Origin of the sequence: Kribbella sp. NPDC026611, from assembly GCF_040638345.1 — a bacterium.
Lineage (GTDB): Bacteria > Actinomycetota > Actinomycetes > Propionibacteriales > Kribbellaceae > Kribbella.
The window spans coordinates 310,243-336,745 of record NZ_JBEZYC010000002.1 but is presented as its reverse complement, the minus strand read 5'-3'; the positions used below and the strand labels follow the sequence as shown (position 1 = coordinate 336,745).

Below are 26,503 nucleotides of genomic sequence, written 5' to 3'. Positions count from 1 at the left end.
CGGTACGGCTGCGGCCGCCGCAACCAGATGGCAGTGACGTCAGCGAGGTCGAGGAGGCGGCACGGCGCGGCCTGCTCGCCGAGCTCCTTGAGGACCTCCTCGGCATGGCCGTGGCCCGACGCCGAGCTGACCAGAATCATGCCGGACGTTGCCTAGGGCAACGATGATCAGAACGGGAGGGTCCGGGGTCGCCACCACGAACGGCGCCAGGCCGCGCTCGCCGGATGAACTCGCCAGCTAAGGCACCGCGGCGGCGTCCGGCGTGATTCTGGTTAGCCGCCGTCCAGCGCCTCGAACTCCGTCACCGCCGCGACATTCAGCTCGAAAGTCCCCGACTCCGGCGAACTGAAGACGAACTTGCTCTCGTCGGCAGATCGCCGTTCCTTGCCGGTGAGAACGAGCTTCGCTGAAGACTCCGGCTCGAGCAGCGCATCCTTCAAGTACTCAGCAAACGACCGACCGGAACCTTCCTCAGCCATCGCCCGATCTCTTGACGGCGACTGAACATCTGTTTAGTGTGCTGAACATGAGTTCAGTAGCCGACGGAGGCGATCTCACCGCCAAGGCGCACATCCGCAACGCTGCGCTACGGTTGTTCGCCGAGCGGGGGCACGATGCCGTCACGGTGCGGGAGATTGCTTCGGTGGCGGGCGTTTCGCCGGCGCTCGTGGTGCATCACTTCGGGAGCAAGGAAGGGCTGCGGTCGGCGGTGGACGAATACGCCGGGCGGGCTTTCGACGCGTTGTTCGCGATGGACGAGCAGGAACTGGCCGAGGCGATGACCGGTGACAACTGGGTGTCGATCGGCGAGCTGTTCGCGCGGGCGTTTCCGCCGGGCTCGCCGCTGCCGGCGTACCTGCGCCGGCTGCTGCTCACCAACGATCCCGCGGGCGCGGCGTTGTTCGGCCGATGGTTCGCGCAGACCCGGCAACTGCTCGAGACCATGAACCAGCTCGGTGCCACCCGGCCCAGTGGCGACCCCGCGGTACGCGCCGCGTTCCTGCTCGTCAACGACCTGGCGGTACTCCTGCTCCGGAACCAGGTCGCCGCCGCCATCGGCGTCGACCCGCTCACGCCGCAGGGCATGACCCGCTGGGCGAAAGAGGTCACCGCCGTCTACCAGGACGGTGCCTTCGCAACGTCCCCGGGGGAGGAGCAGCGATGAGAGACGTCGTACGCATCGAGGAGCTCGCCAAGACCTTCGGAAAGGTCCGCGCCCTCGACGGCCTGAACCTCACGGTTCGCCGGGGCGAGGTTCACGGCTTCCTCGGACCGAACGGAGCGGGCAAGTCGACCACGATCCACATCCTGCTCGGGTTGATGCGGGCAAGCGCCGGTCACGTCGGCCTCTTCGGTGTCGATCCCTGGCGGCACGCAGCCAGGCTGCACGAGCGCCTCGCGTACGTCGCGGGAGACGTCGCGCTCTGGCCCGGCCTGACCGGCGGACAGTGCCTCGACGTGATCGGTACGACGCACGGAAGGGTCGACGAGAAGCGCCGCGAACAGCTGATCGACCGATTCGAGCTCGACCCGGCCAAGCGGATCCGGGACTACTCCAAAGGTAACCGCCAGAAGGTCGCCCTGGTCGCCGCGTTGTCCGCGGACGTGGAGCTGCTCGTCCTCGACGAGCCCACCTCTGGACTCGACCCGTTGATGGAGCAGGCCTTCCAGCAGTGCGTGCGCGAGCGGAGGGAGGACGGTGTCACGGTGCTGCTGTCCAGTCACATCCTCGGCGAGGTCGAGGCGCTGGCCGACCGGGTGAGCATCGTCCGCCGCGGCCGTACAGTGACCACGGGCACTCTGGCCGACCTACGCCGCCATACGCGTACGGCGGTGCACGCCGTCACCGCCGTCGAACCCGACGGCCTGGCGAGAGCAGAGGGCGTCGCCGACTGGGTTTCCGAGCGGCAGGGCGGGCAGGTGGACACGCGATTCACCGTCGACGGGGATCACCTCGACGCGACGATCGGCCGACTGCACGCAGCGCAGATCCACACCCTGACCGTCACCCCGCCGAGCCTCGATGCCCTGTTCCTCAGCAAGTACGGTGCGGCCAACGACTCGCCGGCCGTGGCCGCACGATGAGCGTCGCGAAGCGTACAGCGGCTCCGTGCCCGGGCGGTCTGGGCATCATGGCGAGCATCGTGTGGCGCACACGCCGCCGTACCGTCCTGGTCTGGGTAGTTGCTCTCGCCGCCGGCATGGTCGGAACGGCCGCAGCAATTGCCGGTCTGTACGACACCCCGGCCAAGATCCACACCTATGCCGAGGCAGTGACCTCCGGCAGCGCGCTGGCCGCGATCAATGGGCATGTCGAGGGTATCGACAGTCTCGGGGGGGTGATCCAGGACGAGTTCGGCTTCCTCGCCTCGTTCCTGCTGCCATTGCTGGGCATCGGCCTGGTCGTGGGCTCCACCCGGCGTGAGGAAGAGTCCGGCCGGCTCGAGACGATCCTCGGCGGCCGGATCGCGCGCCACCAGCCGGTCCTCGCTGCGCTCGCGGTGGCTACGGCTGCGGTTGTCGCTACAGCCGGTCTGTTCGCGATCGGGCTCGCGCTCGTGGGCGTCCCGGCGGCAGGAGCGATCCTGTACAGCCTCGCGCTCGGTGGGCTGGCGCTGGTGTTCGCCTGCTTCGCCGCGCTGATGGCGCAACTCGTGCTGCATGCCCGCGCGGTCTACACGTGGAGCTTGACCATGCTCGCCGCCGCTTACATGACCCGCGGGATCGGTGACACGACCAAGACCTGGTTGACCTGGCTGTCCCCACTGGGGTGGGCGGAGAAGACAGCACCGTTCGACAGTCAGCGGTGGTGGGTGCTCGTCATACCGGCCGTGGTCAGCGTTGCCCTCGGTGGTACTGCGGTATGGCTCGCCAGACGCCGCGACATCGGCAGTGCTCTGCGGCGGGCGGATACAGGTTCCGGGCGAGCGACCTGGCTCCAGCGGCGGCCGGCCGGCTTCGCGGTCTGGGTCCATCGCCCGGCCGTTATCGGCTGGCTGGCCGGTGGAATCCTCCTCACCGCGATGATGGGCTCGCTGGCCCGGCAGTTGCTCGACGCGATGGCCGGCAACCCCGCGCTGGCCGAGTCGATGGGAGTCCAGGGCGGCAGGCCGGTGGACGGCTTCATCGCCGTGACTCAGCTCTATCTCGCAGTCGTTGCCGGAGGCTACGTGATCCAGGCCATCGGCACGCTCCGCGCCGAGGAGGCCGAAGGACGCCTGGAGACAGGCCTCAGCGGCACTCTCTCGAGGCTCCGCTGGCTCGCTGTGCACGCCCTGGTCGTTGCCGCCGGCCTCGGTCTCGTCGTGATCGCCTCGTCCCTGGCTCTCGCGCTGTCGACTGCGCGATCGATCGGTAGCGCGAACGACTTCGGCGTCGTTCTGACGGCCGGCCTGGCCTACCTGCCGGCCGAGCTCGTGCTGGCCGGACTGGCGCTGGCGCTGTTCGGCCTCTGGCCGCGCGGCTTCGGCCTCACCTGGGCCGTGTACGCCGCCACAACCTTCATCGCATTCCTCGGACCCGGCCTCAAGCTCGCGTCATGGGTGCTGAACCTCGCCCCCACGACACGGATCGGCAACCCTCCACTGGGCAGCGCCGATCCCGGTAACTTGATCTCCCTGACCGTCGTCGCTGTCGTCCTCACACTCGCTGGATTCATCGCCTTCCACCGCCGAGACATACCGCGGGCGTAGCCGGACCTTCAGGAGACCTTGGAAAGGAGGGACGACGTGGCGGGCTGGGCCATCTCCGCGCCTGGGATCGACGTACTTCGGACGTACCGCCGCGGGTGGCTGCGCTCCGACGTCGTCGCCGGGGTGACTGTAGCGGCGTACTTCGTGCCCCAGGTGATGGCCTACGCGCAGCTGGCTGGACTGCCGGCGGTCGCCGGGCTGTGGGTCGCGCTCGGACCGTTGGTCCTCTACTTCCTGCTCGGCTCGTCACGGGTGATGTCGCTGGGGCCGGAGTCGACGACCGCGCTGCTGACCGCCGCGGCGATCGGGCCGCTGGCTGCCGGCGATGCCGGTCGGTACGCGGCGCTGGCCCCCGTATTGGCGTTGCTGGTGGGTGCGATCTGTGTGCTGGGGTGGCTGGCTCGGCTCGGCTTCCTGGCGGATCTGCTGTCGAAGCCGGTGCTGGTCGGATACCTGGCCGGGATCGCGGTGATCATGATGACGGGGCAGCTAGGTCGGCTGACGGGCGCGCCAGTGCACGGGGACTCGCCGCCGGCTGAGGTGTGGTCGGCGATCCGGCTGATCGACGAGTGGCGGCTAGCTCCTGTAGTCGTGGCACTGGCCGCGCTCGGGCTCCTCCTCGCCCTGGCCCGCTGGACGCCGCGACTGCCCGGTCCGCTGATCGTGGTAGCCCTCGCAGCGCTGGTCACGTGGGCCGCGGGGCTGGGGGACAGGGGAGTGGCGCTGGTCGGCTCGGTGCCGAGTGGACTCCCGGTGCCGCATCTGCCGTCGCTAGGTGGCGACGATCTGAAGATGTTGGCGCTGCCGGCGCTGGGAGTCGCGCTGGTGGGCTACACCGACACCGTGCTGACCGGCCGGGCGTTCGCGAGCCGCGGCGGTGGGCCTGTCGATCCGGATCGTGAACTGCTCGTTCTGGGGCTGGCGAACGTGTCAGCCGGTTTCGTGCGCGGCTTTCCGATCAGCAGCAGCGGTAGCCGGACAGCGCTCGCCTCTGCGTCCGGGGCGAAGAGCCAGGTGTACTCGCTGGTCGCAGCTGCCGTCATCGTTGCGACGTTGCTGTTCGCCGGACCGCTGCTGTCCACCTTCCCGATTCCAGCCCTCGGTGCGCTCGTGGTGTTCGCGGCGATCCGGCTGATCGACGTACCGGAGTTCCGCCGCGTTGCCGGCTTCCGGCGCAGTGAGCTCGTCCTCGCGCTGGCGACGACCGTCGGCGTGATCGCGCTGGACGTGCTGTACGGCGTACTCGTCGCGGTCGCGCTCTCCGTTCTCGACGTACTGCGGCGCGTCGCCCGCCCGCACGACGGCATCCTGGGCTACGTGCCGGGGATCGCTGGGATGCACGACATCGACGACTACCCCGAGGCGCGACCGGTGCCCGGTCTGGTCGTCTACCGGTACGACTCGCCGCTGTTCTTCGCCAACGCGGAGGACTTCCACCGGCGTGCCCTCGCCGCCGTCGACGCGGCGTCGACGCCGGTCCGTTGGTTGCTGCTCAACACCGAGGCGAACATCGAGATCGACATCACCGCGCTCGATACCCTCGACACCCTTCGCCAGGAGCTCGAGGCTCGGGGGATCGTGCTCGCCCTCGCCCGCGTCAAGCAGGAGCTCCGCGACGACCTGCAGGCTGCCGGCTTCCTGGACCGGCTCGGCCCGGACCGTGTCTTCTACACGTTGCCCACCGCGGTCGAGGCGTTCCGTCGATCAGCCGCTGCGACCGACGACTGACCTGCACCTGGTCAGTCTTCGGCGAGGACGATGACGCGGTCCTTCTCGGTCAGCGTGAGCGGGGCGTGTTTGGGTGGGTTGAGGACGACGCCGTACGCCGGCGGCCGGTAGAACTCGGTGTAGATCCGGTAGCCGATCGCGGTCTCACCGTGCCGGGCGGCTGCCTCCGCGACCGTGCTGAAGTTGGCCGGCGCGTTCGGGAGCAGGTAGCCCGGGGCGGGCTTGAGATAGATCTCGGCACCGCTCGGATCGAAGAGGTCCTCGAAGACCTCGGCCAGGTGCCGGTTCTCGGTCAGCTGGGTCAGCAGCAGGCTGATCAGCTTGTCGCTGACCACGAAGTCGTCGGCGCGGGTGACCTCGGCGATCGCCCGGTTGTTGTCGTCGTTGATCTCGCTGACGATCGAGTACGGCGGCTCGAGGCCCTCGGCGAGGTCGCGCAGGTGGAGCAGGGTGATCAAAGTCCTCGCGTCGGCCTCCTGCGCGCCGAGACCGTCGGACGACAGGACGATGACGTGCCGGCAGGCTCTTGGATCGAGTCGCTCGAGGTCATTTCGATCGGTCGGGTCGGCGGTGGTGAGCTCGACGGTGAGGTTGGTGGTCGGTGGAGCCACGTGGTCGGCCGCGCCAGTACAGGCGATCTGCAGGTGCGACCCGGGGAACGCGAACTTGTCGAGCAGGTCGATGATCTGGGGTGCGCGCTTGTTCCAGCCCAGCATCAGGGTCTGCTCCGGCGCGGGGTCGTGGCGCGGCCGGGGCGAGATCGCGGCCTCGACGAGGTGTGGCGCACGCTCCGCCAGCCGGATGAGGGTGTCGTCCTCGGCCAGCACGATCACCTCGTCCTCGGCGCCGACCGTCACGCTCGAGGACGGATTGAGGCAGATGGTTCCGTCCTGGCCGCGCAGCCCGACGGGTACGCCGAGCTCGTAGGCGTGCCGGATCTCGCCGAAGGTGCGTCCGGCGAGTTCCGGCTCGGACCGCAGGTAGAACTCGTTGCCGGCGAATGCGAGCAGGTCGGCGCAGACCGCCGACAGGCCGGACTGCCGATGGGCGTTGACGAGCAGCCGGACGGCGAGGTCGTCCGCACCGACCAGCTGTGCGCGCCGGCCGCCGGCCAGCTGCGCGGCTCGTAGGTTGGTGGAGTCGGCGACCGCGGCGACGACGTGCGGGCCGGGTTCGCCGGTGGCCGCGATCGTACCCAGGGACAGCAGCACCTTGACCACGTGAATGTCGGAGTCGGGTCCGTCCGTCGGCAGGACCATCACCGATCGCGCGGTGGACAGGCTGACCAGGTCGAGGTCGGGGGGATGCAGAGGATCGCCGGACCGGCAGACGATCCGGGTCCGCCCGAGGTCCGGGACCCGAGACCGGATCGCGTCGTCCATCGCCGCCTTGTCCAGGTCGGCGAGGATCGCCACGCAGGAGGTGCGGTTGCTCCGGTTCGCGTGCACGAGTTCGCTGACGACGGTGAAGATCTGCTCGGACCAGCCGAGGACCACGGTGTGATCGCGCTCGACGATCCGCGACCGGCCTTTCCGGAGTACGGCGATCTTGCTCTCCAGGCCGGTGGTGAGGACACCGATGAACGAGCTGACGATGAAGATCCCGCCGAGCGTGACCGCCAGCATCAGCCCGAGGAAGACCAGACCGCCTTGGTCGCCACCCATCGTGCCGGGGTCGAGCGTGCGCAGCAGACTCATCCAGAACACGCCGTGCCACTCGCCATGCGCGCGAACGTCAGCCGGCGCGAACAGCAGCACCAACCCGGACATGATCAGCACCAGAACCAGCGACGCAAGCCCGAGCAGCCCTACGAGCGCCGGCGTACCCCGAGCCATCGTGTTGTCGAACCAGTACCGAAACCGGTCGCCCCACCGCATCCAATCCCCACCCTCACTAGCACCACTGCTCCCCGGCACTATGCCACCCGGCCTGAAGGGTGCCCTCCGAGTACACCCATCGAGAGGGACTTCTTCGCCGCCGCCCTGCGCGCTTGACTCCACAGAGGCCCTCTTGATGCGGGCAGCACGTTACGTCACGAGGAGGAGCGCCGAGATGCGCCAGGTAGTCATGCACGCGCCCGGGAACGTACAGGTCGAGGAGCGCGAGGACCCGAAGCTGCAGGAGCCGACCGACGCGATCATCCGCCTGTCGGCAACCTGCATCTGTGGCTCCGACCTGTGGCCGTACCGCGGCGCGGAGCCCGTCGATCACCAGGTGATGGGCCACGAGTACGTCGGCGTCGTCGAGGAGGTGGGCTCGGCCGTGCGCACGATCAAGGTCGGCGACTTCGTCGTGGGCTCCTTCTGGGCGTCCGACAACACGTGTGAGATCTGCCAGGCCGGCTACCAGGCGTACTGCGTGCACCGGGTTCTCATGGGCACGATCGGTACGCAGTCCGAGCGGGCCCGGATCCCGCTGGCCGACGGCACCCTCGTCGCCACCCCGGGGATGCCTGACCCCGAGCTGATCCCGTCGCTGATGGCGGCCTCCGACGTGCTTGGCACGGGCTGGTTCGCTGCGGTCGCCGCCGAGGTCGGCCCGGGCAAGACGGTCGCCGTGGTCGGTGACGGCGCTGTTGGCCTGTTGGGCATTCTGGCCGCGAGGGAGCTCGGCGCCGAGCGGATCATCGCCTTCAGCCGGCATGCGGATCGCCAGGCGTTGGCCAAGGAGTTCGGTGCCACCGACCTCGTCGAGGAGCGCGGTGAGGCGGGTGTGGCACGGGTCAAAGAGCTCACCGGCGGGCTCGGTGCCCACTCGGTGATCGAGGCGGTCGGGACTCAGGAGGCCATGATGCAGGCCATCCACTCGGCCAGGGCGGGCGGACACGTCGGCTTCGTCGGCGTCTCGCACGAGGTCGCGATTCCCGGGAACGAGCTCTTCATGGCCGGCGTCCACCTCCACGGCGGTCCGGCGCCGGTACGGCAGTACCTGCCAGAACTGATCCAACTCATCTGGGACCGCAAGATCGACCCCGGCAAGGTCTTCGACCTCACCCTGCCGCTGGACCGCGCCGCCGAGGGCTACCAGGCCATGGACCAGCGCACCGCCACCAAGGTCCTGCTCACGGTCTGATCCACCCGGGTGCCGGAGCAGGCTCGCTCCGGCACCTGCGGGCGGGTAGTCAGCGGCGAGCGGTGTTCCGGCCGGTGACTGTCGAGGCGATGACGACCAGAATGGCCGCGATCACGATGGCCACGATCCAGCGGACCCAGTCGACGCCGGGGCTGCCGTTGCCGCCGAAGGCGGTGTAGACGAACCATCCGATGATCACGCCGCCGATCCCGCACAGGATGGTCAGCCAGATCGGGATGTTGTCCTTGTTCCCGGGGGCGACGAATTTGCCGAGCAGGCCGATGATGATGCCCGCGACGATGACTCCGATGATCTCCATGTGTCCGTTCCTCGTCTAGCTACCGAGCCGCGGGCCCGATGTGGCCGCGGCGATCTCCCGGTGCCCCGTGAGAAACGATTCGCGCACCGGTGCGAGGTCACAGTCGGGTAACTGGGGATTGACGTTTCTGACTACGTAGACACATTCTGACTACGCAGTCAGATCGGCTGTCCGGCATAAGGTGAGGGCCCATGAGCGATGCGCATCCGAACGGCGGTCGTGGCCGCCGTCCCGGCAGCATGGATGTCGCGCGGCTCGCGGGTGTCTCACAGAAGACCGTCTCCCGCGTGCTCAACGACGAGCCGTACGTGAGGGAGGACGTCCGCCTCCGCGTCCAGGCCGCCATGCGTGAGCTCGGCTACCGCCGTAACAACGCGGCCCGGGCGCTCAACTCGGGCCGCAACCAGCGGATCGGGGTCGTCTGCCTCGGTACGGCGCTCTTCGGCCCGTCCACCCAGTTGGTCGCGATCGAACGGACCCTGCGCAGTACCGGCTACTCGTTGAGCATCGCCAACACGCTCGAGGGTGACTCCGGCGGTGTCGCGGGTGCGGTCGAGCGCCTCCTCGAGCAGGGGGTCGACGGCATCATCCTGTCCGAGCCGATCGACGAGGGTGACGACCAGCCGATCGACGTGGATCTTCCGGTGCTGAGTTTCGGGCAGTTCCCCGGGCTCACCGCCCAGCCCGCGCTCTACACCGGCGGCGACAACACCGGCGCCGGCCGGCTCGTCACCGAACACCTGCTCGGCCTTGGGCACCGAACCGTCTGGCACGTTGCCGGGCCGCAGCGCTGGTGGGCGGCTCAGCAACGGTTGGACGGGTGGCGCCAAGCGCTGGCTGCGGCCGGCGCTCCGGAACCACCGGTGCTCGAAGGCGACTGGCTGCCCGCCTCGGGGTATGAGGCCGGGCTGCGGCTCGCCGCCGACGACGAGGTCACCGCGGTCTTCGTCGCCAACGACGACATGGCCATCGGGGTACTACGGGCGCTCGCCGAGGCGGGTCGTTCCGTCCCGGGCGAGGTCAGCGTGGTCGGTTTCGACGACATTCCGTCGGCCGCCTACCTGAGCCCGCCACTCACCACGGTTTCGCAGGACTTCGACGCGCATGTCGCCCGGGGCATCGCGAACCTCGTCACGGAGATCGAGTCGCCGACCGGCGACCACTCCCTCGTACCGGAGCCACCACCGCTCCGGATGATCATCCGTCACTCCACCGCTCCCGCGTCCTGACCGACGTACCCAGCAGGTAGGCGCGCTCGCTCGCCCCTACCTGGGCACCGCCTTGCCTACTTCCGAGGAGTTTCCCGTGTTCTCGTTCCCGAAAGGCCGGCTGCGCGCCGGCGTCGCACTCGCACTGACCGCCACCCTCGCCCTCGCTGCTTGTGGCGGAGGCGGTGGAGGCGCCGGCAGTTCCGCGGCCAACAGCGCCGCGGCACCGTCCGTCAGCCAGGCCGACATCGACAAGGCGATGACCACTCCGACCGACCTGACCTTCTGGACCTGGGTCCCGAACATCCAGAAGGAGGTCGACCTGTTCGAGCAGAAGTACCCGGCGATCAAGGTGAAGGTGGTCAACGCCGGCCAGGGCGAACCGCAGTACACCAAGCTGCGCACCGCCCTGAAGGCCGGCAGCGGATTCCCGGACGCGGTCCAGATCGAGTTCCAGTACATCCCGACGTTCGCCCTCACCAAGAGCCTGATGGACCTGCGGCCGTACGGCGGTGCGGCGCTGAAGGACAAGTTCGTGCCCTGGACCTGGCAGCAGGTCGTCGGGTCCGGCGGACAGGTCTGGGCCGTCCCGCAGGACAGCGGCCCGATGGGAATGCTGTACCGCAAGGACATCTTCGACAAGTACGGCATCGCTGTACCGAAGACGTGGGAGGAGTTCGCCGCCGCGTCCCGCAAGCTGCACGCCGCTGATCCGAACGTCTACATGACGAACCTCGCGCAGAACCAGGCCGGGGTCTGGTTCGGCCTGCTGTGGCAGGCCGGGGTCAAGCCGTTCGAGAACCCGATCGCCGAGTCGGTCAAGGTCAACCTGAACGACGAGGGCTCCAAGAAGCTCGGCGACTACTGGAACGGCCTGGTCAAGGACGGTTCGGTCTCTGCCGACGCCGACTTCAACGACGCCTGGTACCAGGCGCTGAACCGCGGCAAGTACGCGACCTGGCTGACCGCCGCGTGGGGTCCGGTCTTCCTGGAAGGCAGCGCGAAGGCGACCGCGGGCAAGTGGCGCGCGGCGCCGCTGCCGCAGTGGGAGGCCGGTAAGAACGTCTCCGGCAACTGGGGTGGCTCGACGACGGCCGTCGTACAGGGCACGAAGAACAAGATCGCCGCGGCGAAGCTGGCCGAGTTCATCAACACCGATCCCACCTCGGCCAAGATGCTGGCCACCGAGCAGTTCCTGTTCCCGGTCACGAAGTCGCTGCTGGCCGATTCGTCGTTCGTCGACCGGCCGCTGCCGTTCTACGGCGGCCAGCCGGTGAACAAGCTGTTCGCGGGCATCAGCGACACGGTGGACACGAAGTTCCAGTGGCCGCCGTTCCTGGACCAGGCCGTCAACGATTGGGACGAGACCGTCGGCAAGTCGTTCGCGAACAAGAGCGACACCGGGGCGGCGCTCGACCAGTGGCAGCAACGAACCACGACGTACGCGAAGAACCAGGGCTTCAAGGTCGGGCCATGAGCGTCAACGTCACCGAAAGACTCGAGTCCAGGGCACCGAGCCGCAGTGCGGTCCGCCGCGGGAGGCGTGGTGTCAGCCAGGCCTCCACCGGCTACCTCTTCGTCGCGCCGTTCATGGTGGTCTTCCTGGCGATGCTGGTGCTGCCGCTCGCGTATGCGGCGTACCTGAGCCTGTTCCGGGAGCGGTTGATCGGCGGCACGGTGTTCGCCGGACTCGAGAACTACAGCCGGGCGCTCACCGACTCGCGCCTGCTCGAAGGGGTGGGCCGGGTCGGGCTGTTCTTCCTGATCCAGGTCCCGGTCATGCTCGTGATCGCGCTGGTGGCGGCGTTGGCGATCGACAGCGGCTTGTTGCGGGCGGCAAGGGTCTTCCGGCTCGGGATCTTCCTGCCGTACGCCGTGCCGAGCGTGGTCGCCGCGCTGATGTGGGGCTACCTCTACGGCCGCGACTTCGGTCCGTTCACCCAGCTCACCGACGCGCTCGGCCTGCCCGCGCCCCACTTCCTCACCAGTGGCTGGATGCTCGGGTCGCTGGCGAACGTCGTCACCTGGGAGTTCACCGGTTACAACATGATCATCCTGTACGCCGCGCTCCGGGCCGTGCCGCACGAGCTCTACGAAGCCGCGGCGGTGGACGGCGCGGGCGCGATCCGGACGGCGTGGAGCATCAAGATCCCGGCGTTGCGGCCGGCCCTGGTGGTCTGCGTGATCTTCTCGGTGATCGGGAGCTTCCAGCTGTTCAACGAGCCGCAGCTGATGCAGCGGCTGGCGCCGAGCGTCATCGACAGCGGCTACACGCCGAACCTCTACGCCTACACGCTCGCCTTCACCGGCCAGGAGGTGAACTACGCGGCGGCGGTCTCGTTCCTCCTCGGTGCGGTCATCGTCGTCGCGTCGTACGCCGTCCTGTTCGTCACCTCCCGGAGGAGCCGGTCATGACCGAACGACGAAGCAACGTGCTGACGATGGCCATGGTCGCGTTGCTGATCTACTTCCTGCTGCCGCTGTTCTGGCTGTTCGTGGCGTCGACCAAGAACATCGGCGACCTGTTCTCGAGTTTCGGCCTGTGGTTCTCGGGCGACTTTGCGTTGCTGTCGAACATCCGGGACACGGTGACGACGGACGGCGGGGTGTTCGCGCGCTGGATGGGGAACACCGTCCTGTACTCGGTGGTGAGTGCGGGCGGGGCGGCCCTGCTCTGTGCGCTCGGCGGCTACGGGTTCGCGAAGTACAGGTTCCGTGGGAACACGGGGATGTTCGGGATCGTGCTCGGCGCGATCATGGTGCCGACGACGGCGCTCGCGATCCCGACGTACCTGCTGTTCAGCAAGGCGGGGATGGTCAACACGCCCTGGGCGATCATCCTGCCGTCGCTGGTGAGCCCGTTCGGCCTCTACCTGATGCGGATCTACGCGCAGGACGCGGTGCCGGACGGGATCATCGAGGCGGCCCGGATCGACGGTGCGGGCGAGTTCCGGATCTTCTTCCAGGTCGCCCTCCGGATGCTTGCCCCAGGCATCGTCACGGTGGTGCTGTTCACCCTGGTCGCGACCTGGAACAACTACTTCCTGCCGCTGATCATGCTGAACAACCCCGACCTGTACCCGATCACGGTGGGACTGGCCGCGTGGTCGTCGCAGGCCAGCGCCGGTGGTGGCACGACCGGCGCGGTGCTGTCGCTGGTCATCACCGGGTCCTTCCTCTCCGTCATCCCGTTGATCGCGGCGTTCCTGCTGCTGCAGCGCTACTGGCAATCCGGCTTGTCGGCCGGCGGCGTCAAGGGCTGACTTTCCCTTCGAGCTTTCCCTTCGAGCTTTCCCTTCGAGCATTGGAGAAACCTGTGCAGGAGCGTGTGCTCTTCGGGGCTGCGTACTATCACGAGTACCAACCGCACGACCGGCTCGAGCAGGACCTCGACCTGATGGCGGCGGCGCGGTTCTCGGTGATCCGGGTCGGCGAGTCCGTCTGGTCGACCTGGGAGCCCGAGAACGGCCGCTTCGACCTGGACTGGCTGCAGCCCGTCCTCGACGGCGCGCACGCCCGCGGCATCACCGTACTCCTCGGCACTCCGACGTACGCCGTACCGCCGTGGCTGGTCCGGCTCTACCCGGAGATCGCCGGCGAGCGGCGGACCGGTGAGCGGATCCCGTGGGGTGCGCGGCAGGAGGTGGACTTCACCCACCCCGGCTTCCGGTTCCACGCGGAGCGGGTGATCCGCAAGATCGCCGACCGGTACGCGAGCCATCCGGCGGTCATCGGGTTCCAGGTCGACAACGAGCCGGGGAACGAGCTGTTCCACAACCACGGCGTGTTCCAGCGGTTCGTGGACAGCCTGCGGCACAAGTACGGCGACGTCGAGACGCTCAACGATGCATGGGGGCTGGTCTACTGGTCGCACCGGTTGTCGGACTGGGCGGACCTGTGGACACCGGACGGCAACTACCAGCCGCAGTACGACGTCGCATGGCGGCAGTTCCAGGCCGACCAGACGACCGAGTTCATCGGCTGGCAGGCCGACATCGTCCGTGAGTACGCCCGGTCCGACCAGTTCGTGACCACTTGTATCTCGTACGAACGCCCCGCGATGGCCGACGACGAGCTGGTACGGCGGCTGGACGTGACCGCCGGCAATCCGTACTACGCGATGCAGGACGGACTGTTGCACCCGCAGTCGTCTCCAGGGCAGCAGAACTGGACGACCAGAGGGACGTGGGCGCTCTATCTCAGCGCAGATCGCATGTACTCGTCGCAGCAGCGGCCGTTCCTGGTGACCGAGACGAACGCCCAGTCGATCGGCTACCCGTGGGACAACCGACCCGCGTACGACGGCCAGTGGCGGCAGGCAGCGTGGGCACTCGTGTCGCGTGGCGCGAAGATGATCGAGTACTGGCACTGGCACACACTGCACTTCGGTGCGGAGACCTATTGGGGCGGCGTCGTACCGCACAACGGCAAGCCCGGCCGGACGTACCGGGAGATCGCGAAGCTGGGCGCCGAGCTGGAAACCGCCGGTGGTCTGGTGGCGGACCTGACCCCGGACAGCGACGTCACGATGCTGTACTCCTTGCCCAGCAAGTGGCTGATGCAGAAGTATCCCGCGCTCTCGCACGAGGACGGCAGCCCGGACGATCGCTCGTACCACGGGCTCTTCGATCCCTTCTACCGTGGCGCTTTCGACGCCGGCTTGCAGGTCCGGATCATGCACGCAAGCCAATTCAGTGGCGTCGCGGACCCTGTGCTGGTGGTGCCCGGGCTCTACCTGGCCGACGACGCGCTCCTGGAGAAGCTGGTCGCTTATGCGGCCGCCGGCGGTCACCTGGTCGTCGGACCGCGCACTGGGTACGCGGATGTCGAAGCACGAGCCCGCACAGCCACGATGCCAGCGGGTCTCGCAGCCGCAGCTGGGGTCTCGTACGACGAGTACAGCAACCTCAGCGTGGACCTGCCGGTCCGAGCGGCCGCTGACTCGCAACTGGAGTTGGGGGACGACGCAGCTGCGACCCGGTGGGCCGACGGGCTCCAGGTCGACGGCGCCGACGTAGTGGCGGGCTATCAACATCCACACTTCGGGCGGTGGCCGGCGATAACGACCCGGGCGCACGGAGCGGGCAGGATCACCTATGTGGGCACGGTTCCCAACGGTCCGCTGGCGACCGCGTTGTTCCGGTGGCTTGCGCCGACCGCGTGGACGGACCTGCCGGCGAGCGTGACGGTCACGTCAGCGACTGCATCGGACGGCCGGCGGCTTCGTTTCGTTCATAACTGGTCGTGGGACAGTCTGAGCATCGACCTTCCGGCGACACTGCACGACGTACTCGCGGACCGCACGGTCACCGACAAGCTCGACCTCGGCCCGTGGGACGTCCGCGTGCTGGTGGAACCGAGTCAGCCTTAGCTGGACGGCGTCAGCTGGACGGCGTGAGGCGGAAGACTCGGGCGGATGGCTCGGAGGCGGTGGTAGTGACAGTGAGGCTGGTGCCGGTGGACGTGTAGGTCCACGGCCCGGCTTCGCTGGGGAAGTGCGGTTCGATCACGCTTGGTCGAATGGTCAGTGAGATGCTGGACGGACCCGGCAGGCGATGCCAGAGAGCCAGGTAGGTGATGTCAGAAGCCGTGAGCGAGAGAGCGATCCACTCGTCGTCCCAGCGCGGCAGGCCGAGTGGCCAGGCGGGGACGAGGGTGCTGATGTCCTTGAGTACCGCGCGATGGGCGGTGAGAGCCGATCGCACCAGGTCGAGCTCGTCGGTCGTCATCCGGTTGAGGTGGCCGGACAGGTAGAGCCGGCCGAGGATGCCGTTGACGAGAGCGAGGGTGAACTCCTCGCGGGTGGTGCCGGTGATCGGGTAGGCCCAGTGGCCGGCCTGCTCGGGGAGTACGGCGGCCGGCGCCGCCGCGGCGATCGGTGCGTAGAGCAACGGATGTTCCTGGTCCGACGTCGACTGCAGGTGCAGCCGGGACAGCATGGCGTAGTCCATCCGCATTGCGCCGGACGCGCAGTTCTCGATCAAGAGATCCGGATGGCGGGCCTGGAGCTCGTCGAGCCAGCTGAGCAGGGCCCGACTGTGTTCGAGGAGTCCCTGGCCCAGCGACGTACCGCCCTTGTCGGTGCCAGGCCCGGTCATGGTGTTGTTGTCGAACTTGAAGAACCCGATGCCGTACTCCGCCACGAGCCGGTCCACGGTGTCGTCGAGGTGCTTGCGGGCGGCTGGATTGCGCAGATCGAGGAGGTAGCGGCCGGACTCCGCGACGCGATGGCCGTGTCGAGTGAGGAAGGCCTCGTCGGACAGTTCTTCGGCGACGGGGGAGTGGACCCCGATCACTTCTGGTTCCAGCCACAGGCCGGGGATCATGCCGTGGGAGTGGATCCGGTCGATCACTTCGGCGAGCCCGTTCGGGAAGCGCGTTGTTGACGGCTGCCAGGCGCCGACGGTGTTCCACCAGTCGCCTTCGGCGTACCAGCCCGCATCGATGCAGAAGTAGTCGGCGCCGACCGCCGCGGCCGCGTCGATCAGCGGCAGCAGCTTCTCCGTGGTCGGATCACCGAGCAACGTGTTCATGTAATCGTTGAACACCACCGGCATCCGGTCGTCGGCAGTACGCCGGTTGCGCACCGCGCGACGTTGGCGCGTCAGCGCGGCGAAAGCGGCATCCCGATCCGTCCCCGCCACCAGTGACACGGGCACGGTCGTGAACGAACGATCAGCGGCGATCTCCACGCTCCACTGGTGCTCCTGATCGGTCGGCCCGCTCAGCAGTAGGTAGCCCCCGGCCTGGCTTTCGCCGAGCTCGTAGTGCCACGGACCGTTGTGCTCGACCTGCCAACCGATCGCGGATGATCGTTCGATCAGGACGCCGATGGGCAGGCGTTCGCCGGTGGACCACGAGTTCGTGCTCGTGACGGCGTACCGGCTTCTGGCGACGTGGTGGTGCGGAGGACGGACGATGTCCGCGAGAGCCTCGCGGAGTGGTCGGACCGACCACCGGCTCTCCGCCATCCAGCTGTTCTCGGCGGTCAGGAGCTCCGCGTCGGCCGACGTGAGCCCGACCACCAGCGACGACAGGAAGGTGAGTTCGAGCGTGCCATCGCCGACCATGCTCGCTTCGGTCCACGCGCGGACACCGGCCCCGGTCTCGAAGACGCTGGTGATCCGCAAGCCGGTGCGCTCTTCCTCCTGCACGATGCGCAGGGTTGTCCCGCTCTCCTCGTGCCGGACGTAGCGGAGCTGCTTGCCGAGGACCGTGTCGACGTGCCGATTGCTGCTCGGCGCCCGGCCGTATCCGACGGCTTCCACCTCGACCAGCGGCTGCAACTCCGCACCGGCCGGGTCCGCGGACCCCAAGGCGACCCGGACCGGGCCGTCGTCGAGGACAAAGGTGAGCGTCAGATCGGGTGCAGTCCAGCGCAGCAAGGTGAGCCTCAATCGGTGGTCGGGCGGTTGAGGAGGTAGTCCTCGACCGTGAACAGATGAGCAGCCATCCGGGTCCGGGCCCGGTCCGGGTCATGCGTGGTCAGCGCGGCGAGGATCGACAGGTGTTCGCGGTGCGACGTCTCGTCCGCCCCAGGCTGAGCGATCGATCGACGGAGCCGGTCCCGCATGGTGCGGCCTCCGAGCGCGTCGATGAGGGCGGTCAGCACCGGGTTGCCGGCGGCCTGCGCGACGATCCGGTGGAACTCGATGTCGTTCTCGATCACGGTCTCGTGGTTGGGCTCGGCGAGCGCGAGTTCCGTCTCGTTGCGGTGCAGCAGGCCGGCCGCGGCGGCCAGCGCGTCGGCGTCGATCTGCCGGGCCGCCAGCGCGGCGGCCTCGGTCTCGAGCATCCGCCGTACGGCGTGCAGGTGATGCGTTCCGTTGACGTCCTGGAGGTCGACGACGAAACCCATCGGCGCCAGCAGCATCGACGGATCGAGGGTGGTGACGTACGTCCCGTCGCCTTGCCGGGTCTCGAGCACGCCCATGATCGACAGCGCCCGGACACCTTCGCGGAGCGCGTTCCGGGAGACGCCGAGCGCCGCGGCGAGGTCCTTCTCGACCGGGAGCCGGGCGCCGGGCCGGAGACCGCCGTCGATGATCATCTGCCGGATGCTCTGGACCACTACGTCGGTCTGCGAGGCGCCGGTCTTGACGGGGCTCATGGCTGCTCGCCGCCGCTGCGCGTGGCCCAGTAGCTGCCGTCCGGAAATCTGTAGGTCTCGAGCGACTCCCTGTACATCTCGGCACTGTAACCGGCGGCGGTCGGCAGCACGTACGCGCCGTTCCGCACCACGCACGGCTCGACGAAGTGCTCGTGCAGGTGGTCGACGTACTCCGTGACGCGGCGCTCGAGCGTGCCGGAGACTGCGATGTAGTCGAAGATCGCCAGGTGCTGGACGAGCTCGCACAACCCGACACCGCCCGCGTGCGGGCAGACCGGTACGCCGAACCACGCGGCCAGCAGGTAGACCGCGAGTACCTCGTTGACACTGCCGAGCCGAGCCGCGTCGAGCTGGCAGTAGTCGATCGCGCCGGCCTGGAACATCTGCTTGAACAGCACCCGATTCATGCCGTGCTCGCCGGTCGCGACCCCGATCGGTGCGACCGCCTTCCGGATCGCGGCGTGGCCGAGGATGTCGTCCGGACTGGTCGGTTCCTCGATCCACAGCGGGTCGAACTCGGCGAGCGCCTTCACCCACTCGATCGCCTCGGGCACGTCCCACACCTGGTTGGCGTCGATCATCAGGTGCGCGTCCGGGCCGAGCACCTCCCGCGCGATCCCGCACCGCCGGATGTCGTCCTCGAGGTTGGCCCCGACCTTGAGCTTGAGGTGCGTGTAGCCGGAGGCAACGGCTTCCTCGCACAGCCTGCGCAGCTTGGCGTCGGAGTACCCGAGCCAGCCGGCCGAGGTGGTGTAGCAGGGGTAACCAGTTGCCTCCAGCTCCTGAATTCGTTGCTTACGGCCACCTTCGCGTGAGGCGAGCAGGGTGATCGCCTGATCCCGGGTCAGGGCGTCGGTGAGGTACCGGAGATCCGCGGCGTCCACCAGCTGCTCAGGTGACATGTCGGCCAGCAGGCGCCACAGCGGTACGCCGGCTCGCCGGGCAGCCAGGTCCCACACCGCGTTCATCACCGCGGCAAGAGCGAGGTGTACGACGCCCTTGTCCGGGCCGAGCCAGCGCAGCTGCGTGTCGGACTGCAGCTCGCGGTACACCGCTCCGAGGTCGTCGCAAAGCTCGCCGACGTCACGTCCGACCAACGGCTCCGCTCGCTGGGCCGCTGCGGCGACGCACAGGTCGGTGCCGCGACCGATCGTGAACGTGAAGCCGTGGCCGGACAGGCCCGCGTCGTCGGTGTGCAGGACGACGTACGCCGCCGAGTGGTCGCCGTCCTTGTTCATCGCGTCCGAGCCGTCCTGTGTCAGCGACGTCGGGAAGCGGACATCGACAACCTCCACCGAGGTGATGCGCGGCATGGCGGCCCCCACAAAGATCAATAGATGGGATCTTTCCTCAACTTCGATGCCGTTCAGTATGGACCACCAGCGGCCTGAGCGCTACGATCCGGGAAATTCATGGGATTAATACGGTGTGGCGAGGAGATTCCATGGCAACCCTGACCACTGTCCGGCCACCGGCCGGTGAGACACCCGCCCGGCCGCGGCGGCGCCGGCGCGAGCGCCCAGGCCTGAAGGGACTGCGCCGCAGCGTCAGCAGGCACTGGACGCTCTACCTGATGATGGTCGTCCCGCTGATCTGGTTCGTGGTCTTCAAGTACGTCCCGATGTCGAACGCTGTGCTCGCGTTCAAGAGCTACAACGTGATCAAGGGCATCTGGGGAAGCGAATGGGTGGGGTGGCAGAACTTCGACCTGTTCTTCCACAACCCGGTGTTCTGGAACCTGGTGAAGAACACCTTCCTGCTCTCGGTCTACACGGTGGCGGCGAGCTTCCCGCTCGCGATCGTGCTCGCGCTGGCGCTGAACGAGATCCGCACCGGGTTCTTCAAGCGGGCCGTGCAGATGGTGACGTACGCGCCGTACTTCATCTCGACCGTGGTGGTCGTCTCGATGACGATCCTGGTGCTGTCGCCGCGGCTCGGGATCGTGAACGAGGGCCTCGGCTTCTTCGGGGTGCCGGCGGTCGACTTCCTCGGCAACCCGAACTACTTCCGGCACATCTACGTCTGGTCGGACGTGTGGCAGACCACCGGGTACTCCGCGGTGATCTACCTGGCCGCGCTCGCGGGCATCGATCCAGCCCTGCACGAGGCGGCCCGGGTCGACGGCGCGAGCCGGCTGCAGCGGATCCGGCACGTCGACCTCCCGGGCATCATGCCGACCGCGGTGATCATCCTGGTGCTTGCCGTCGGCAACATCATGGCGATCGGCTTCGAGAAGGCCTTCCTGCTGCAGAACCCACTGAACCTGAGCCAGTCCGAGATCATCGCGACGTACGTCTACAAGACCGGTCTGCTGAACGCGGACTTCAGCGGGGCGACCGCGGTGGGGTTGTTCAACTCGGTGATCAACCTCGTCCTGCTGCTGGTCGTGAACGTGATCGCCAAGCGGGTCACCGGGAACGGACTGTGGTCATGACTGTGCTGAGTGAACTCCGGCCGGCGCCGGACAAGAAGGTCGAGCGCCGGGCGGCGCGGGCGCGCCGGATCCACGAGCCACGCAGCGACCGGATCTTCCTGTTCTGCGTCTACCTGCTGCTCGGCGTGTTCCTCCTGGTCGTGCTGCTGCCGCTGCTGTACATCGTGGCCAGCTCGTTCAGCAGCCCGGAGGCGGTGTCGGCCGGCCGGGTGCTGTTCTGGCCGGTGGACTTCTCGCTGCGCGGGTACCACGCCGTGTTCGCCAATCCCCAGATCATCCAGGGGTATGTCAACTCGCTGTTCTACACGGTCGTCGGCACGATCGTCAGCGTCACGATGACGATCGCGATCGCGTACCCGCTGTCCCGCCGGACGCTGGTCGGCCGCAACCTCGTGATGACCCTGATCCTGTTCACGATGCTGTTCACCGGCGGACTCATCCCGACGTACCTGGTGGTCCAGTCGGTTGGTCTCCTGGACACCCGGTGGGCGCTGATCGTCCCGCAGGCGATCGGGGTCTGGCAGGTCATCATCGCCCGGACCTACTTCCGGACGGCGATCCCGGAGGAGCTGGTCGAGGCGTCCCAGCTGGACGGCTGCGGTGACCTGAGATTCCTGTGGTCAGTGGTGATCCCGTTGGCCAAACCAATGATCGCGGTGGTCGCACTGATGTACGCGATCATGCAGTGGAACTCGTACTTCGACGCGCTCATCTACCTGAAGAACCCGGATCTGTTCCCGTTGCAGCTGGTGCTGCGGAACATCCTGATCCTGAACACGACGGGCGGCGGGGCCGTCGACGCGTCGGTCGTCATCCAGCGCCAGCAGTTGGCCGACCTGCTCAAGTACTCGCTGATCGTGGTCGCGAGTGTGCCGGTGCTGCTCATCTATCCGTTCGTCGCCCGCTACTTCACCAAGGGAATCCTGATCGGCGCTGTCAAGGGCTGATCGTTCCGCTTCACCTCGACCCTGTGAGGGACCCATGTCTGTACAACTCAGAAGGAAGGGCCGCGCCGTCGTCGTCGGTGCGAGCCTGCTCGCACTCGCGCTCGCAGCCTGCTCCGGGAAAGGCTCGACCGACGACGCGCAGGGCAAACCGCTGCCGACGATCACCGGGAACCCCGATGTCACGCTGAACGTCTTCTCGCCACAGTCGGCCGACACCAACCTCGCCACGAACGACTTCACCAAGCTGATCAAGCAGAAGTTCAACCTCACCATCAAGTGGCAGACGACGACGTTCGACGGCGGCCCGGCGAAGGAGAAGCGGCAGATCTCGCTGGCCAGCGGCGACTACCCCGATCTGTACCTGCTGATCCCGTGGGTCGACCAGTTCACCACCGCCGAGCTGCTGAAGCTGTCCAACCAGGGGGTCGTCGTTCCGCTGAACCAGCTGATCGACCAGTACGCGCCGAACATCAAGAAGGCGTTCGACTCCACGCCGGAGTGGAAGGCGATGGCGACCGCGCCGGACGGCAAGATCTACGGGATCCCGCAGTGGGTCGACTGCTTCCACTGTTCGTACCCGGACAAGCTGTGGATGAACTCGGCGTGGCTGAAGAAGCTGGGCCTCGAGCAGCCGAAGACCACCGAGGACCTGCGGAAGGTGCTCCAGGCGTTCAAGACCCAGGACCCGAACGGCAACGGCAAGGCCGACGAGATCCCGCTCAGCGCGAACGTCCGCGACAGCCTCATCCCGTACTTGATGAACGCCTTCATCTACGACCCGCAAGGGCAGAACAACAGCGGCGGCAACAACACCACACTGGTTCTCAACAACGGCAAGGTCGACGTCCAGGCGAACAAGGACGGCTGGCGCGAAGGTCTGCGGTACATCAACTCGCTCTACAAGGAAGGCCTGATCGACAAAGGCGCCTTCACGCAGAACCCGGACGCGATGCAGCAGCAGGGCAACCACGGCGGCTCGGTCATCCTCGGCTCGGGCACCGTCATGCACTCGGGCATCTTCGTCACCATCGGTTCGGCGGACGGGCGGGACAAGCAGTACGACGCGGTACCGCCGCTGACCGGTCCGAGTGGCGCGAACTACGCCAGCTACGTCTTCCCGAGCATTCCCGGCGCCACGTTCGTGCTGACGTCGAAGGCCACACCGGAGAAGCAGATCCAGGCGATCAAGATGCTCGACTACATCTTCACCGATGAGGGAGAGAACAATGGACAGTTCGGCACGGAGGGCAAGGCCTGGACCAAGCCCGGTCCCGGCGATGTGGCGCTCGACAAGTCGCTGAAGCCGAGCTTCAAGCAGATTCCCCTGAAGCCCGGGTCGAAACCGCGGAACAGCGGCTGGGGTGCGCTGGCGCAGTACAACAACACCGCGAAGTACCGCAACTCCGAGGTCATCGACACCGACACCTCCTCGCAGGCGGGGTACGAACGCAAGCTGTTCGACGCAACGAAGTTGTACGCCGGCCACGAGGACAAGGCGCAGATCTACCCGTTCTGGAAGGTCTGGATCGACCCCACCCTCGCCAACGAGGTCGCGACCCTGCAGACCAACCTCGAGAACTACATCCAGCAGAACTCCCTGCAGTTCATCACCGGCTCGAAGAACATCGACACCGACTGGGACGCGTACGTCAAGGGCCTCGACGGCCTCGGTCTGAAGCGCTACCTGGAGATCCAGCAGACCGCCTACGACAAGGTGCCCAAGTGATGAGTCCGTTCGACCCGAGCTTCGAGTCCCTGACCACCTTCGAGTGCCCGGACTGGTTCCGGGACGCGAAGCTCGGAATCTGGGCGCACTGGGGTCCGCAGTCGGTGCCGCGGTACGGCGACTGGTACGCACGCAACATGTACCGGGAGGGCAGCGACCAGTACCGGTACCACCTCCGGACCTACGGCCACCCGTCGGAGTTCGGCTACAAGGACATCGCCGAGCGCTGGAAGGCGGAGCGGTTCGACCCCGGTGCGCTGATGGACCAGTTCGCCGCCGCCGGAGCGCGGTACTTCGTGGCCCAGGCCGTGCATCACGACAACTTCTTCAACTACGACTCGGCGCTGACCCGGTGGAACTCGGTCAAGCTCGGCCCCGGCAAGGACATCGTCGGTCTCTGGAAGGCGGCCGCGACCGAGCGCGGGCTGCCGTTCGGGCTCACCGAGCATCTCGGCGCGGCCTTCAGCTGGTTCGCTGCGGCGAAGGGCCACGATCGGCACGGACCGTACGCCGGTGTGCCGTACGACGGCGTCGATCCGGCCAACCGGGACCTGTACCTCGACAACGGTGCCTACCTGACCGGACCGGAGGTCGTGGTTCAGGACCCGTGGTACGCCACCGAGCCGGCCTGGCACCAGCACTGGCTCGACGCGGTCACCGAGATGATCGACAAGTACCAGCCCGACCTGCTGTACTCCGACGGGCCGTTGCCCTTCGGCTCGGTGGACTACACGCCGGGCCTGCGCGCGGTCGCGCATCTTTACAACACCAACCCGCGCGCTGTGTATCAGCAGAAGGACCGGAGTCCCGAGGTGAGTGCCGTCGGGATCATGGACATCGAGCGGAGCCAGACACCGGAGATCAACCCGCTGCCCTGGCAGACGGACACGTCGGTCGGGGACTGGTTCTACAACGTCCGCGACGTCTACAAGTCCGCCGGCCACGTGGTCGAGATGCTGGTCGACATCGTGTCCAAGAACGGCAACCTGCTGCTCAACGTCCCGCAGCTACCCGACGGAACCATCGACGCCGAGTGCACCCAGATCCTCGAGGAGCTGGGGGAGTGGATGCGGGTCTGTGGCGAAGGCATCTACGGCACCCGGCCGTATCGGGTGTTCGGAGAAGGTCCGTCGAGCGTGGTGATCAAGGGCTTCACCGAGGATCGGGTGCCCTGGACCGCCTCCGATTTCCGGTTCACGCGCAAGGACGACACTGTCTACGCATTCCAGATGGCGTGGCCGGCTGATGGGCGGGTGGTGATCCGTAGCGTGACGGAGTCGGTCACGGCTGTCCGGCTGCTCGGCCACGGCCCGGTGCCCTTCGACCAGGTTCACGGCGTACTCGTGGTGAGCCTTCCCGACAGGGCACCGCTACAGGTCGCCAACTGTTTGGCCATCGAGGTTTAGCCTCTCCAGGGAAGGACTTTGCCGTCGCGGATCAGTTCGCCGTACCTGGCGGGGTCGAGGTCGGCGAGGACGAGGTCGACGATTGGTTTGACGGCTTCAGCTGGGGATTTGGCTTGGCTGAAGTCGTCGAACCAGGGTCGGGACGCGCGGGTGTCGACGAGTCCGGGGCAGACCGAGGCGATCAGCGTGCCGTCGGCGAGGTCTTGCGTACGGCGCTCTGCCGCGACCGCTCGTACTGCGGCCACTTGGGCGACCTTGGACGGGAGGTTGATCCACTCGGGCCAGCCCTTCTCCTCGGCCGTCCCGTTGTGGATCGCGGCTCGCCACTCCTCGACTGCGTCCTCGACCTGGTCGAGGGTCGCGTTGTCGAACCGGGGGTGGAGGTGTTGCGGCAGGTGATCGAGCGTCCCGAGCGAGCTCGCCACCACCAGGAACCGCCCACCCGGCCTCAGGATCGGCGCGAACGCTCGCAGCATGGACTGCGCTCCGAGGTTGGCCACGTCGATGAACACGTCCGCCTGCTCGGCCTGCGTCTTGTCCGGAACCAGCGGTCCGATCGCGTTCGAGATCACGATGTCGACCTCTTCGAGCTCGGCGGCCAGCGCGGCGACCGCGTCCGCATCGGTCACGTCCAGCACCCGTCCTTCGACGCGGGCGGTGCCTTGGACACGGCTGACCGCTTCGGCGACGCGCTGGGGATCTCTGCCGGAAAGAAGCACCAGGTCGTCCGGGCCGAGGCGGTTGGCAAGCTCCTGGACTAGAGCGAAACCAATGCCTTGGTTGGCGCCGGTGACGAGGGCTGTGCGGTTCTGTGTCATGTCGCCAAGCTAGGGCGGTGGCTTACATGAATCCAACGAGGCTATGGCACAGGTAGCATGCGTAAACGTCATGGACTACAGCGATGTCTCTCTGGTTGCGCTGCGGGTGTTCCGCGAGGTCGTGGAGCGCGGTACCTTCACGGCTGCCGCGAGCGCGCTCGGCTACACGCAGTCCGCGGTTTCACGACAGATCGCGTCCCTGGAGCGCGCGGCCGGCTCGTCTCTGCTCGAACGGCGCCGTGAAGGTGTCGCGCTGACCGCTGCTGGTCAGGTGGTACTCCGGAACGCGGCCGGCGTACTCGATCAGATCGACGCGACCGCCCGGGAGCTCGCCGGCCTCCCGGCCGCGGGTGGGCGGGTGCGGGTCGGCTGGTTCCCCAGCGCCGGGGCCGTCTTGTTGCCTCGAGCAATCAGTGCGGTACGGCGTTCGCATCCGTCGATCGCCGTGACGACCAGGGAAGGCTCGACGCCGGCGCTCGTTCGGGCGGTGCGTGCGGGGAGCGTTGACCTGGCGCTGATCGCCTCGGCGCCACCGTTCCGGCCACCGGACACGCAGTCGCCGACCATCACGCTGGAGACCCTGGCCGAGCGCAGCCTGCTGCTCGCGGTCCCAGCCAGTCATCCGCTGGCAGCCGAGGACTCGGTCGACGTGGCGGACCTCCGCGGTCAACGTTGGATCGCTGGACCCGCGGGCGGCGAGGAGCTGCTGATGGGAGTCTGGCCCGGCCTCGACGAGCGCCCGGAGATCGCCCACCGGGTCCGCGACTGGATGGCCAAGCTCCAGCTGGTCGCCGCCGGCGCCGGCCTGACGACGATCTCCCCGTCGATGGCCGCGGTCGCACCGGCGGGCGTCCGCATCCTCACCGTCCACGGCGGTTCGAAGGAGCTGCGCCGAACCATCCTGGCACGGTTGCCCGGCCACCTGTCACCGCCCGCGGCCATCGTCGCCGACGCACTCCGCGCCGCCGCGGCCGAGATCCGATGAAGCGCGGGTCTCGCCACCTGGTGTAAGATGTCGTCGAATCGATGACGTATTCGGTTGT

Annotated in this window: 22 protein-coding genes; 15 read left to right on the top strand and 7 right to left on the bottom strand. The window is 67.6% G+C overall.

The window, feature by feature from the left end; translation table 11 throughout:
* Window positions 1–272: 272 nt before the first annotated feature.
* Window positions 273–479 carry a hypothetical protein gene (locus AB0E69_RS07680; RefSeq protein WP_360141299.1) on the bottom strand — a complete coding sequence of 69 codons (207 nt, stop codon included), beginning with the start codon at window positions 477–479 and terminating at the stop codon, window positions 273–275.
* 47 nt (window positions 480–526) lie between these two features.
* On the opposite strand from AB0E69_RS07680, the gene AB0E69_RS07675 reads away from it, so the two are divergent.
* From AB0E69_RS07675 to sulP, 4 genes are read left to right on the top strand one after another with little or no spacing between them, the layout of a single operon-like run.
* Window positions 527–1,165, top strand: a complete 639-nt coding sequence (locus AB0E69_RS07675; RefSeq protein WP_360141296.1) for a TetR family transcriptional regulator — start codon at window positions 527–529, stop codon at window positions 1,163–1,165.
* Complete coding sequence (locus AB0E69_RS07670; RefSeq protein ID WP_360141293.1) at window positions 1,162–2,085, top strand: ABC transporter ATP-binding protein; 924 nt, start codon at window positions 1,162–1,164, stop codon at window positions 2,083–2,085. The genes AB0E69_RS07675 and AB0E69_RS07670 overlap by 4 nt, the downstream gene beginning before the upstream one ends.
* 47 nt (window positions 2,086–2,132) lie before the next feature.
* Window positions 2,133–3,692: a hypothetical protein gene (locus AB0E69_RS07665; RefSeq protein ID WP_360141290.1), complete on the top strand. Its 1,560-nt coding sequence runs from the start codon at window positions 2,133–2,135 to the stop codon at window positions 3,690–3,692.
* Window positions 3,693–3,728: 36 nt separating this feature from the next.
* Window positions 3,729–5,420, top strand: a complete 1,692-nt coding sequence (gene sulP, locus AB0E69_RS07660) for a sulfate permease (RefSeq protein WP_360141287.1) — start codon at window positions 3,729–3,731, stop codon at window positions 5,418–5,420.
* 11 nt (window positions 5,421–5,431) lie between these two features.
* Here sulP and AB0E69_RS07655 read toward each other — a convergent pair whose 3' ends face one another.
* Complete coding sequence (locus AB0E69_RS07655; RefSeq protein ID WP_360141284.1) at window positions 5,432–7,297, bottom strand: hypothetical protein; 1,866 nt, start codon at window positions 7,295–7,297, stop codon at window positions 5,432–5,434.
* A 175-nt stretch (window positions 7,298–7,472) separates the two neighbouring features.
* On the opposite strand from AB0E69_RS07655, the gene AB0E69_RS07650 reads away from it, so the two are divergent.
* Window positions 7,473–8,492 (top strand): zinc-dependent alcohol dehydrogenase family protein, encoded by a 1,020-nt coding sequence (locus AB0E69_RS07650; protein WP_360141281.1) that lies wholly within the window; start codon window positions 7,473–7,475, stop codon window positions 8,490–8,492.
* Window positions 8,493–8,541: 49 nt separating this feature from the next.
* Here the strand turns inward: AB0E69_RS07650 and AB0E69_RS07645 are convergent, their stop codons facing one another.
* Window positions 8,542–8,811 (bottom strand): GlsB/YeaQ/YmgE family stress response membrane protein, encoded by a 270-nt coding sequence (locus tag AB0E69_RS07645; RefSeq protein ID WP_360141278.1) that lies wholly within the window; start codon window positions 8,809–8,811, stop codon window positions 8,542–8,544.
* Window positions 8,812–9,002: 191 nt separating this feature from the next.
* Between AB0E69_RS07645 and AB0E69_RS07640 the strand changes: the two genes are divergently transcribed.
* The 5 genes from AB0E69_RS07640 to AB0E69_RS07620 all read left to right on the top strand — a co-directional run bounded on the left by AB0E69_RS07640 (window position 9,003) and on the right by AB0E69_RS07620 (window position 15,390).
* Entirely contained in the window at window positions 9,003–10,040 is a 1,038-nt protein-coding gene (locus AB0E69_RS07640; RefSeq protein ID WP_360141275.1) for a LacI family DNA-binding transcriptional regulator, read from the top strand.
* Window positions 10,041–10,116: 76 nt separating this feature from the next.
* On the top strand, window positions 10,117–11,496 hold the full coding sequence (locus AB0E69_RS07635) for a sugar ABC transporter substrate-binding protein (protein WP_360141272.1): 1,380 nt from the start codon (window positions 10,117–10,119) through the stop codon (window positions 11,494–11,496).
* Complete coding sequence (locus AB0E69_RS07630; RefSeq protein WP_360141269.1) at window positions 11,493–12,434, top strand: sugar ABC transporter permease; 942 nt, start codon at window positions 11,493–11,495, stop codon at window positions 12,432–12,434. The genes AB0E69_RS07635 and AB0E69_RS07630 overlap by 4 nt, the downstream gene beginning before the upstream one ends.
* Window positions 12,431–13,282, top strand: coding sequence for a carbohydrate ABC transporter permease (locus AB0E69_RS07625; RefSeq protein WP_360141266.1), 852 nt, complete (start codon window positions 12,431–12,433; stop codon window positions 13,280–13,282). The genes AB0E69_RS07630 and AB0E69_RS07625 overlap by 4 nt, the downstream gene beginning before the upstream one ends.
* 53 nt (window positions 13,283–13,335) lie before the next feature.
* Window positions 13,336–15,390 carry a beta-galactosidase gene (locus tag AB0E69_RS07620; RefSeq protein ID WP_360141263.1) on the top strand — a complete coding sequence of 685 codons (2,055 nt, stop codon included), beginning with the start codon at window positions 13,336–13,338 and terminating at the stop codon, window positions 15,388–15,390.
* A 10-nt stretch (window positions 15,391–15,400) separates the two neighbouring features.
* On the opposite strand, the gene AB0E69_RS07615 is transcribed toward AB0E69_RS07620, so the two are convergent.
* Genes AB0E69_RS07615 through AB0E69_RS07605 form a run of 3 tightly spaced genes read right to left on the bottom strand, consistent with a single transcriptional unit; the run spans window position 15,401 to window position 19,442 of the window.
* The gene (locus tag AB0E69_RS07615) at window positions 15,401–17,404 is read right to left on the bottom strand and encodes a glycoside hydrolase family 36 protein (RefSeq protein WP_360141260.1); all 2,004 of its coding nucleotides are present in this window, start codon (window positions 17,402–17,404) and stop codon (window positions 15,401–15,403) included.
* Between the two features lie 8 nt (window positions 17,405–17,412).
* Complete coding sequence (locus AB0E69_RS07610) at window positions 17,413–18,129, bottom strand: FCD domain-containing protein (protein ID WP_360141257.1); 717 nt, start codon at window positions 18,127–18,129, stop codon at window positions 17,413–17,415.
* Window positions 18,126–19,442 (bottom strand): L-fuconate dehydratase, encoded by a 1,317-nt coding sequence (locus tag AB0E69_RS07605; RefSeq protein ID WP_360141254.1) that lies wholly within the window; start codon window positions 19,440–19,442, stop codon window positions 18,126–18,128. Before AB0E69_RS07605 ends, AB0E69_RS07610 begins: the two co-directional genes overlap by 4 nt.
* A gap of 131 nt (window positions 19,443–19,573) precedes the next feature.
* On the opposite strand from AB0E69_RS07605, the gene AB0E69_RS07600 reads away from it, so the two are divergent.
* The 4 genes from AB0E69_RS07600 to AB0E69_RS07585 are packed head-to-tail and all read left to right on the top strand — an operon-like array spanning window position 19,574 to window position 24,642.
* Entirely contained in the window at window positions 19,574–20,563 is a 990-nt protein-coding gene (locus tag AB0E69_RS07600; RefSeq protein WP_360141251.1) for an ABC transporter permease subunit, read from the top strand.
* A complete protein-coding gene (locus AB0E69_RS07595) occupies window positions 20,560–21,510 on the top strand; it encodes a carbohydrate ABC transporter permease (RefSeq protein ID WP_360141248.1) in 951 nt (316 codons plus the stop codon). Before AB0E69_RS07600 ends, AB0E69_RS07595 begins: the two co-directional genes overlap by 4 nt.
* 34 nt (window positions 21,511–21,544) lie before the next feature.
* Window positions 21,545–23,236: an ABC transporter substrate-binding protein gene (locus AB0E69_RS07590; protein WP_360141245.1), complete on the top strand. Its 1,692-nt coding sequence runs from the start codon at window positions 21,545–21,547 to the stop codon at window positions 23,234–23,236.
* The gene (locus AB0E69_RS07585; RefSeq protein WP_360141242.1) at window positions 23,236–24,642 is read left to right on the top strand and encodes an alpha-L-fucosidase; all 1,407 of its coding nucleotides are present in this window, start codon (window positions 23,236–23,238) and stop codon (window positions 24,640–24,642) included. The genes AB0E69_RS07590 and AB0E69_RS07585 overlap by 1 nt, the downstream gene beginning before the upstream one ends.
* On the opposite strand, the gene AB0E69_RS07580 is transcribed toward AB0E69_RS07585, so the two are convergent.
* A complete protein-coding gene (locus tag AB0E69_RS07580; RefSeq protein ID WP_360141239.1) occupies window positions 24,639–25,460 on the bottom strand; it encodes an SDR family NAD(P)-dependent oxidoreductase in 822 nt (273 codons plus the stop codon). The genes AB0E69_RS07585 and AB0E69_RS07580 overlap by 4 nt on opposite strands.
* Before the next feature lie 70 nt (window positions 25,461–25,530).
* Between AB0E69_RS07580 and AB0E69_RS07575 the strand changes: the two genes are divergently transcribed.
* Window positions 25,531–26,445 (top strand): LysR family transcriptional regulator, encoded by a 915-nt coding sequence (locus AB0E69_RS07575; protein WP_360141236.1) that lies wholly within the window; start codon window positions 25,531–25,533, stop codon window positions 26,443–26,445.
* Window positions 26,446–26,503 lie beyond the last annotated feature (58 nt).